This window comes from Nonomuraea sp. NPDC052116 (genome assembly GCF_040680035.1).
GTDB classification, from domain to species: Bacteria; Actinomycetota; Actinomycetes; order Streptosporangiales; family Streptosporangiaceae; genus Nonomuraea; species Nonomuraea angiospora_A.
Genome location: NZ_JBFAWA010000104.1, coordinates 1 through 1,852, shown reverse-complemented (window position 1 = coordinate 1,852; position 1,852 = coordinate 1). Strand labels below are relative to the sequence as shown.

Below are 1,852 nucleotides of genomic sequence, written 5' to 3'. Positions count from 1 at the left end.
TGACGGGCCGACCGCCTCTGGAGCCCTTCTTCTTCCGGTTGGCGGCCTGGTCCTTCTTCTCCGGGATGACCGCCTTGATACCGCGTTCCCGCAGGAGGACGCACGTGCGCCCCCAGGTAGGTCGATTGGGCCGCGCTGCTGAGCAGAACACCCACCGGATCGGCGCGCATACCGGCGATCAGCCGCTGCAGGCAGACAATGCCCTTGCCGCACTCCGCACGGCGCGGCACCTCGTCGACCTACTGCTGTCGTACTACCCGCGGAGGCGTTCGAGCCCGTCCAAGAGCAGATCAAGGGTGAACTCGAACTCGACCTGGCTGTCGCACCAACCCAGCGCGGGGTCGGTGACGTCATGGAGCCCGGTTGCCACCATCGCTGCCAGATGCGGCAGGGCTTCGGCCATCGCGGCCAGGTCTGCCTCTGCGACGTCGGCCTCCATACTTCCGCCGGCCGACGCCGGGCTGAAGATCTCCTGCACGAACCCGAGAGGCATACTGCCGAACGCGTGCAGCGCCCGATGCGCGAGGTGGTACGAGAACTCAGCGCCGACCAGCGTGCCCACGATCCCGTCGTAGTATGCGTACACACTGGCCGGGATGATCCGACGCGAGCCCAACAGCCCGGGCACCCACGGGTGACGCAGCATGACTTGACGCGCCGCGAGGAACTGCTGCCGCAGCCGCGTACGCCAGTCTCCGGTCGTGTCGAGGCGGCCGACTGCGTCATGGATCTCCATGATCACGGTCTCAACGACGCCGTCGAGCAGGGCCTCCTTGCTGGGCAGGTAGTAGTAGAGCGACATGGCCTCGACATCGAGATCGGCGGCAAGGCGACGCATCGTCAGCGCCTTGATCCCCTCCGTATCCGCCAGGACGACCGCCGCCGCCAGCACCCGCTCACGGCTGAGCGGCTCCCGAAATGCCTTCACTGCCATCGGTCTCTCCACACTTGTTCCACCTTACCGCGTAAGATACCTTACGCGGTAAGACGGGTGGTCGATTTCGTGATCACTTCCACACCGCCACAGCCACAAGGAACGATCATGCATGCGCTGATCCGCACCGCCCGCACGACCGGGCTGCTCTACCTTGGCCTCGCCGTCACAGGTGCACTAGGTTTCCTGCTCATCCGGCCACGACTCTTCACGGTCGACGACCCCGGTGCGACGCTCGCCGCCCTTGTCGAACACGAATCGCTCGCCCGCGCCGGGGTCGCCTTAGAACTGCTCATCGTCGTCACGCAAGCCCTCGCCGCCGCATGGTTCTACCGCCTGTTCCGCACCGCGGATCCGCTTGCCGCCGGCGGGATCGCCGCCTTCGGCCTCGTCAACGCGGTCGCAATTCTCGCTAGCGCTGCGCTGCTCGCCACGGCGGTCCAAGTCGGGCTCAACCCGGTCGGCGACGCGGCAGCCGCCGTCCAAGTCCTGTACCTGGTCAGCGGCAACCTGTGGGGGGTGGGAGCACTGTTCTTCGGCCTGTGGCTCATCCCCATGGGCTCGTGCGTGCTCCGTTCGGGCTGGATGCCCCGCCCGCTCGGCTGGATTCTCGTCGGCGGTGGCATCGCCTACCTGCTCGGCGCGTTCGTCAGATATCTCGTCCCCGACGCATCGGGCATCGCCGACGCTCTCGCCTTGCCCGCGACCGTTGGCGAGTTCTGGATGGTCGGCTACCTGCTAGTCCGCGGCGTCCGCCGTCACGCACTCGACCAAGCACCGTCGAATGAGCCCACGGCGGCACCAGCGGCGAGTTAGGGCATGGATTGAGTCGTGATCAATGGGTGGTTTCGGGTGAGGTCCTTGATCCAGATCATTGAGGCGCGCAGGTAGAGGCCGGCGAGGTAGCTGTCCGGGGTC

At 66.5% G+C, this 1,852-nt stretch carries 2 protein-coding genes and 1 pseudogene; 1 reads left to right on the top strand and 2 read right to left on the bottom strand.

All coding sequences use genetic code 11. The features are described 5' to 3' along the window. Positions 1-94 (bottom strand): annotated as a pseudogene (locus tag AB0L65_RS62870) (IS5/IS1182 family transposase); the annotation flags it as partial. Between the two features lie 159 nt (positions 95-253). Then, positions 254-934 carry a TetR/AcrR family transcriptional regulator C-terminal domain-containing protein gene (locus AB0L65_RS62865; RefSeq protein WP_364267607.1) on the bottom strand — a complete coding sequence of 227 codons (681 nt, stop codon included), beginning with the start codon at positions 932-934 and terminating at the stop codon, positions 254-256. Between the two features lie 108 nt (positions 935-1,042). Between AB0L65_RS62865 and AB0L65_RS62860 the strand changes: the two genes are divergently transcribed. After that, positions 1,043-1,750, top strand: a complete 708-nt coding sequence (locus tag AB0L65_RS62860; protein ID WP_364267604.1) for a DUF4386 domain-containing protein — start codon at positions 1,043-1,045, stop codon at positions 1,748-1,750. The last annotated feature ends 102 nt before the right edge of the window (positions 1,751-1,852 follow it).

What these genes read in the sequence shown, in the direction of transcription:
- AB0L65_RS62865 (WP_364267607.1), bottom strand. Translation starts at nt 934, where the DNA reads ATGGCAGTGAAGGCATTTCGGGAGCCGCTCAGCCGTGAGCGGGTGCTG.
- AB0L65_RS62860 (WP_364267604.1), top strand. Translation starts at nt 1,043, where the DNA reads ATGCATGCGCTGATCCGCACCGCCCGCACGACCGGGCTGCTCTACCTT.